Here is a 7,383-nt window from a genome sequence, read left to right on the forward strand (position 1 = left end):
GGCGGGCGTGCCCGCCGTGCAGGCGCAGACCGCGACGCCGGCCGCACCAGCCCATCCGCCGGTGGTCGACCTGGAGGCGGTGCTGGTGAGCGGGCGCCAGCCCGGCCCGGGGCTGTGGCAGGTCCGCCGCGGCGATCACGTGCTGTGGATCCTCGGCACGGTGTCGCCGCTGCCCAAGCGCATGCAGTGGGAATCGGGCGAAGTGGAGCGGGTGATCGCCCAATCGCAACAGGTGATCGCGGCGCCGACCCTCACCCTGGATTCGGGCCTGGGCATGTTCCGCAGCCTGATGCTGCTGCCGTCCTTGCTCAAGGCGCGGCGCAATCCCGACGACCGCACCCTGCAGCAGGTGCTGCCGCCGGAGCTGTATGCGCGTTGGCTGCCGCTGAAGGCGCGCTACCTGGGCCGCGACGGCAGTGTGGAACGCTGGCGGCCGGTGTTCGCGGCGCAGGAGCTGTACGAAGCGGCGATGCGCACCTCCGGCCTGAGCCTGGGCAGCGTCGTGCAGCCGGTGATCGAGGGTGCCGCCAAGCGCGCCAAGGTGCCGATCGTCCCGGTGGTGGTGGAGGTCAAGGTGCCCGATGCCAAGCGCGCGCTGCAGGAGTTCCGGGCGACCTCGCTCAACGACAGTGCCTGTTTCGCGCGCACCCTGCAGGTCATCGATCGCGACCTGGAGACGATGCGCCAGCGCGCCAATGCCTGGTCCGAAGGCGATCTGGACACGCTGGCCGCGCTGCCCGCCAACGATCAGTACCGGGTCTGCCTGGACGCGGTCGGCGAAGCGGCGATCGCGCGCAAGCTGGGCCTGGGCGATGTGCGCCAGCGTGCGCAGGCGGCCTGGTTGCAGGCGGCCGAGCGGGCGCTGGCGCAGAACCGCTCCAGTTTCGCGGCGTTGCCGATGCAGACCCTGCAGGAGCCGGGCGGGCCGCTGGATCGGCTACGCGCCAGCGGCGCCGAGGTGATCGCGCCTTAGGTCACGCGCTGGAGACGCCGGCGCAATCGAAAGCGGCATGAGGCACATCGAGAACCGTGCGCAATGCCGCAAGCAGGCACGGCATGCGCCAACTGCCGTGCCGTTGCTCTGCTCGCAATCGCGACGGGTCAGCCCGCCGCGGTGCGCGGTGCGCTGGCGCTGGTGCCCAGCTGCGGCCAGCGCTTCAACACCGCGGCACGGATGCCAGCGGCGTCGATGCCGGCTTCGGCCAGCAATTGCTCGCGGCTGGCGTGGTGCTGGAACGCGTCGGGCAGGCCCAGGTGCAGCACCGGGCGCAGCACGCCTTCGGCGTTGAGCAGCTCGGCCACGCCGGAACCGGCACCGCCGGCCACCACGTTGTCCTCGATGGTCACGAAGCCTTCGTGGCTCTGCGCCAGCTCCAGCAGCAGGGCGCGGTCCAGCGGCTTGACGAAGCGCATGTTGACCACGCTCAGGCCGAGCTCGCGGCCGACCTGTTCGGCCGCCGCCAGGGTCGCGCCGAACGCCAGCAGCGCCACCGTGTGGCCCTGCGCGCTCACTTGCGCCTTGCCGATCGGCAGGGGTTCCAGCGTGGTCCCGGGGGCGACCCCGGGGCCGGTGCCGCGCGGGTAGCGCACCGCGGCCGGGCCGGCATGGCGCAGGCCGGTGCTGAGCAGTTGCCGGCACTCGGCTTCGTCGGCCGGCGCCATCACCACCAGGTGCGGCACGCAGCGCAGGAAACTCAGGTCCAGGTTGCCGGCGTGGGTGGCACCGTCCGGGCCGACCACGCCGCCGCGGTCGATCGCGAACAGCACGTCGAGCTGCTGCACCGCCACGTCGTGCACCAACTGGTCGTAGCCGCGCTGCAGGAAGGTGGAATAGATCGCCACCACGGGCTTGGCGCCGTGCACGGCCATGCCCGCGGCCAGGGTCACCGCGTGCTGCTCGGCGATGGCCACGTCGAAGTAGCGCTGCGGGTATTCCTTGCTGAAGCGCACCAGGCCGGAGCCCTCGCGCATCGCCGGGGTGATCGCCAGCAGCGCCGGCTCGGCCGCGGCCATGTCGCAGATCCAGTCGCCGAACACGTCGGTGTAGGTCGGCGCCTTGGCGCCCGGCTTGGCCACCAGGCCCTTGCTCGGATCGAACGGGCCCACGGCGTGGTAGCCGATCTGGTCGCCCTCGGCCAGTTCGTAGCCCTTGCCCTTGGTGGTGATGACGTGCAGCAGCTGCGGACCCTTCAGGGTCTTGAGCGTCTTCAGCGCGCCGAGCAGCGCCGGCAGGTCGTGGCCGTCGATCGGGCCGGTGTAGTGGAAGCCCATTTCCTCGAACAGCGTGGACGGCACGAACATGCCCTTCCAGTGTTCTTCCCAGCGTCGCACGAAGCGCGCGGTGGGGTTGCTCTTCTTGTCGCCGAGGATCTTCTTGCCGCCCTCGCGGATGGCGTTGAGGGTCTTGCTGCCGCTCATCCGGCCCAGCATCTTGGTGACCCCGCCGACCGCCTCGGAGATCGACATGCGGTTGTCGTTGAGGATCACCAGCAGGTTCGGTTCCGGGTCCATGCCGCCGGCGTGGTTCAGCGCCTCGTAGGCCATGCCCGCGGTCATCGCGCCGTCGCCGATCACCGCCACCACCTTGCGCTCGTCGCCCATGCGCTGCAGCGCCACCGCCATGCCCAGCGCGGCCGAGATCGAGGTGGAAGAATGGCCGACGCCGAAGGTGTCGTACTCGCTTTCCTCGCGCTTGGGGAACGGCGCCACGCCGTCGGCCTGCTTGACCGTGTGGATGCGGTCGCGGCGCCCGGTGAGGATCTTGTGCGGATAGGTCTGGTGGCCGACGTCCCACACCAGTTGGTCGACCGGCGTGTCGTAGAGGTAGTGCAGGGCGACGGTGAGTTCGATCACGCCCAGCCCGGCGCCGAAGTGGCCGCCGCTCTTGCCGACGCACTCGATCAGAAAGGCGCGCAGTTCCTCGGCGATGGCCGGCAGCTCCGATTCATCGAAGCGACGCAGTTCGGCGGGGACCTGGATGCGCGAGAGGCGCGGATAGCGGGTGGGGTCGATCATCGGAATGGAGGTTCAGCGGACCTGTCATTTTCCTCTCCATTCCGGGCACGCGCAATCAACCCGTTCATCCGCGGGCGCGTGGATGGACGGTTTCGGCCGGGGTGCGGCAATCCGTCGCAGCGGACGTGACGGCGGCGTGAGGCCGCGCGGCTACAACGAGAGCTTCGAGCGCTTCGGCAACTGCGCCTTCAGGAACGACATCTGGTCGGCCAGGATGTTGCGGTTGGACAGGATCAGATGCTCGATCCAGCTCGGCCGGTACGGCACTGCCAGCAGCGGCATCGACGCCTGCTGCGGGGTGCGATTGCCCTTGCGCGAATTGCAGTGGAAGCACGCGGTGACCACGTTCTCCCAGATGTCGCGGCCGCCCTTGGACACCGGCAGCACATGATCGCGGGTCAGTTGCGGGCGGCTGAACTGCTGGCCGCAGTACAGGCACAGTTGCGCGTCGCGGGCGAACAGCGCGGTATTGGTCAGGGTCGGGGTGGGGTCGAGCGCACGCGCATGCGCGTGGCCGCGCGCGGCGATGATCGGGTGCAGCTCCAGCACGCTGCGCTCGCCGCTGGCGCGACAGATGCCACCGTGGATATGCAGGCACGGCTCGCCCAGGGTCCAGGCTACCGCGCCGCGTGCGTACAGGCAGGCCGCGTCCTGCCAGTTGATCCAGTCCAGCACGCGGCCATGCGCGTCCAGCGACAGCAGCCGGACCGAAGGCAGGTGGGAAGGGGACGCCGCAGGCGACGGGACCGCGGCCGAGGCGCCGCAGGCCCCGGTATCGATCAGACCAAGCGTTGTTGTGTCTGTCTCCATCGGGAAGACAGCTTATACCCGATTGGTGACGGTTTGTGTATCGGTCGCGGCGGGCGGTGCAACCCCGGCACGGCGTGCATGCCGGGGCTGCGTTCGTGCCTGGATGCGCGACTCAGAACTGCGCGTCGGCCAGTGTCATCAGCGGCGCGGCGCCGCTGTCGATGGCCGCGGCGTGGGTCAGCGTGCGCGGCAGCAGGCGGGCGTAGTAGAAGCGCGCGGTCTCGCGCTTGGACTGCTTGAACGCCTCGCCATGCGCCGAGGCCTCGGCCGCGGCGACGCTGCGCGCCCACCAGTAGGCCAGCACCACGTAACCGGAATAGAACACGTAGTCGTAGCTGGCCGCGCCCAGTTCCTCGGGATTGCCGGCGGCGCGCTGCAGGATGCGCTTGGTCAGCGCCGCCCACTCGGCGGCCTTCTCGCGCAGCGGGGCGACGAATTCGGCCACCGCCGGGTTGTCGGCGTGCTCGGCCAGGAAGGCCTCGATCTGCGCCAGGAACAGCTTCAGCCCGGCGCCCTGGCTGGACGCGGTCTTGCGCCCGATCAGGTCCAGTGCCTGGATGCCGGTGGTGCCTTCGTACAGGGTGGTGATGCGGGCGTCGCGTGCCAGCTGCTCCATGCCGTGTTCGTGGATGTAGCCGTGGCCGCCGAAGCACTGCAGCGCGTGGTAGGTGTTTTCCACCGCCCACTCGGTCTGGCAGGCCTTGGAGATCGGGGTGAGGAAGCTGACCAGCACGTCGGCCTGCTCGCGCTCGGCCGGGTCCTGGGCGCTGTGCGCGATGTCGATCAGGGTGGCGGCATGCAGCGCCAGCAGGCGGCTGCCTTCGGTCAGCGCCTTCACCGTCAGCAGCATGCGGCGCACGTCCGGGTGCACCAGGATCGGGTCGGCCGGCTTCTCCGGCAGCTTGGCGCCGCTCAGCGAACGCGACTGCAGGCGCTCGCGGGCGTAATGCAGCGCGTTCTGGTAGGCGCGTTCGGACAGGCCGATGCCCTGCAGGCCGACGCCGAGGCGCGCGGTGTTCATCATGGTGAACATGGCCTGCAGGCCCTTGTGCGGCTGCCCGACCAGGTAGCCCTCGGCGCCGTCGAAGTTCATCACGCAGGTGGCCGAGCCGTGGATGCCCATCTTGTGCTCCAGCGAGCCGCAGCGCAGCGCGTTGCGCTCGCCGACGCTGCCGTCGCGGGCGACCTTGAACTTCGGCACCACCAGCAGGGAGATGCCCTTGGCGCCAGCCGGCGCGTCCGGCAGCCGCGCCAGCACCAGGTGCACGATGTTGTCGGTGAAGTCGTGCTCGCCGGCGGTGATGAAGATCTTGGTGCCGCTGACCGACCAACTGCCGTCGGCGTTGGGTTCGGCGCGGGTCTTGAGCAGGCCCAGGTCGGTGCCGCAGTGCGGCTCGGTCAGGCACATGGTGCCGGTCCAGCGGCCATCCACCAGCGGCTTCAGGAACACCTCCTGCTGCCAGGCCTCGCCGTGCTGCTTGAGCGCCTCGACCGCGCCGTGCGACAGCAGCGGGAAGTTGCCCCAGGCCAGGTTGGCGGCGTTGACCATTTCGTTGAGCGGCACGCCGAGGGTGTGCGGCAGGCCCTGGCCGCCGAACTCGGCGGCGGCGGTCAGCCCGGTCCAGCCGCCCTCGGCGAACTGCCGGTAGGCCTCGCGGAAGCCGGGCGCGGTGGTCACTGCGCCGGTGGCCTTGTCGAGGGTGCAGCCGTGCTCGTCGCCGACCCGGTTCAGCGGCGCCAGCACGGTGCCGGTGAAGCGCGCCGCTTCCTCCAGCACCGCATCGATCAGTTCGGCATTGGCGTCGGCGTGGCCGAGGCGGGCGAACAATGCCTCCACCTGCAGCACGTCGTGCAGCGCGAAGCGGAGATCGGTCAACGGGGCTTGATAGGTGCTCATGCGATCGCTCGTGACGAGGGCCGCGGCGCGGCCGAGGCGTCCAGGATACTATGGCGTATGGAGTATGCGCAGCCGCGCCGAACCCGCCGCTGCGCGGCGCTGTTCAGTCGAGCAGGCCGTGGCGGACCGCGTAGCGCACCAGTTCGGCGGTATTGCGCATGCCCAGCTTGTTGAGCACGCGGAAGCGGTGGTTCTCGGCGGTCTTGACGCTGATCTGCAGGACCCGCGCGATCTCCTTGGTGGTGCGGCCCTCCACGATCAGGTGGAACACCTCGCGTTCGCGCGCGGTCAGGCTGCGGTAGGGATCGGGCGGCAGCGCCTGCGGCTGCTGCATCTGCGCCACCAGTGCCTGCGCGGCCTGCGGCGAGAAGTGGCCGCGGCCGGCGTGCAGGTTGCGTACCGCGGCGATCAGGTCGGCGCTGGCGCTGTCCTTGAGCAGATAGCCGGAGGCGCCGGCGCGCACCGCGTGCAGCACGTATTCGTGTTCCTCGTGCATGGTCAGCACCAGGATCCGCGCCAGCGGCACGGTCTCGCACAGCCGCCGGACCACGTCGATGCCGTTGAGCCGCGGCATCGAGATGTCCACGATCGCCACATCCGGGCTGGTCGCCTCGGCCTTGGCCAGCGCCTCGATGCCGTCGGCGGCCTGCGCCACCACCTGGATGCCGTCGATCGCGTCGAGCACGGCGACCAGGCTTTCGCGCACCAGGGTGTGGTCGTCGGCGATGAGGACCCGGATCGGCGCGCTCATGCCGGTGCGCTCCAAGCGCGCCGACAGGGGGGGTGTCGCGGCGTGTGCAGCGCCGCGCGGGTGTCGGGGCGGGGCAGGGCGATCACGTTCAATCGGCCTCCAGCGGGACCCGGATCTGCACGCAGCAGCCCTCGCCCGGCGACGATTGCAGGCGCAGGCTGCCGCCGCTCAGGCGCAGGCGTTCGCGCAGGCCGCTCAGGCCGCTGCCGCCGGCCACCAGCGCCTGCTGCGGGTCGCAGCCGCGGCCGTCGTCGAGCACCTGCAGATGCGCCCAGCCGTCGCGGGCCACCAGCCGCAACAGCACCGACTGCGCAGCCGCGTGCTTCAGCGCATTGGTCAGCGCTTCCTGCGCGCTGCGGAACAGCAGGGTCTGCAGCGCTTCGTCCAGCGTCGGCAGCGGGCCGATCTCGACGCTGACCGGGGTGGCGCCGGCGGCGGACTGGCTGCGGCCGAGCCAGCCCAGCGCGGCTTCCAGTCCCAGGTCGTCGAGGATCGGCGGGCGCAGCAAGCGCGACATCTGCCGGGTGTCTTCCAGCGCCTGCGTGCACAGCTGGATGGCGTCCTCGAGCGGCGCGCGCAACGCGGCGTCGGCCGCGCCGAGCGCCGCGCCCAGTTGCGCCAACCGGTGCTTGAGCACGGTGAGGTTCTGGCCGACGCCGTCGTGCAGTTCGCGCGCCAGGCGCCGGCGTTCGTCCTCCTGCACCTTGACCACGGCGCGGCCGAGGCGGCGGAATTCGCGTTCGTTGGCTTCCAGCCGCTGCAGCAGCAGGCGGTAGCGTTCGGCGGCGGTCGTGGCGGCGTCGTTCATGGCGTGGTCTGTGCGCGCGCGACAGCGGAACCGTCGGTGGCCTGCGCCGCGGCGCGGCGGGCGCGTTGCGCGGCGGCGTGGTCGCCGAGCGCGTCCAGGCGC

6 protein-coding genes are annotated in these 7,383 nt (G+C 70.8%); 1 reads left to right on the forward strand and 5 read right to left on the reverse strand.

All coding sequences use genetic code 11. The features are described from left to right. Nucleotides 1-7 precede the first annotated feature (7 nt). The gene (locus D180_RS00745) at nucleotides 8-973 is read left to right on the forward strand and encodes a TraB/GumN family protein (protein WP_081616348.1); all 966 of its coding nucleotides are present in this window, start codon (nucleotides 8-10) and stop codon (nucleotides 971-973) included. A 128-nt stretch (nucleotides 974-1,101) separates the two neighbouring features. Here the strand turns inward: D180_RS00745 and dxs are convergent, their stop codons facing one another. The 5 genes from dxs to D180_RS00770 all read right to left on the reverse strand — a co-directional run bounded on the left by dxs (nucleotide 1,102) and on the right by D180_RS00770 (nucleotide 7,281). After that, entirely contained in the window at nucleotides 1,102-3,015 is a 1,914-nt protein-coding gene (gene dxs / locus D180_RS00750) for a 1-deoxy-D-xylulose-5-phosphate synthase (RefSeq protein WP_017911262.1), read from the reverse strand. A gap of 150 nt (nucleotides 3,016-3,165) precedes the next feature. Further along, a complete protein-coding gene (locus D180_RS00755) occupies nucleotides 3,166-3,825 on the reverse strand; it encodes an HNH endonuclease (protein ID WP_026143548.1) in 660 nt (219 codons plus the stop codon). Between the two features lie 112 nt (nucleotides 3,826-3,937). After that, the gene (locus tag D180_RS00760) at nucleotides 3,938-5,722 is read right to left on the reverse strand and encodes an acyl-CoA dehydrogenase C-terminal domain-containing protein (RefSeq protein WP_017910880.1); all 1,785 of its coding nucleotides are present in this window, start codon (nucleotides 5,720-5,722) and stop codon (nucleotides 3,938-3,940) included. A 103-nt stretch (nucleotides 5,723-5,825) separates the two neighbouring features. Beyond that, nucleotides 5,826-6,473, reverse strand: a complete 648-nt coding sequence (locus D180_RS00765; RefSeq protein ID WP_017911263.1) for a response regulator transcription factor — start codon at nucleotides 6,471-6,473, stop codon at nucleotides 5,826-5,828. 88 nt (nucleotides 6,474-6,561) lie between these two features. After that, nucleotides 6,562-7,281: a sensor histidine kinase gene (locus D180_RS00770; protein ID WP_017911264.1), complete on the reverse strand. Its 720-nt coding sequence runs from the start codon at nucleotides 7,279-7,281 to the stop codon at nucleotides 6,562-6,564. Nucleotides 7,282-7,383 lie beyond the last annotated feature (102 nt).

Source organism: Xanthomonas sp. SHU 166 (genome assembly GCF_000364685.1).
GTDB lineage: Bacteria > Pseudomonadota > Gammaproteobacteria > Xanthomonadales > Xanthomonadaceae > Xanthomonas_A > Xanthomonas_A sontii.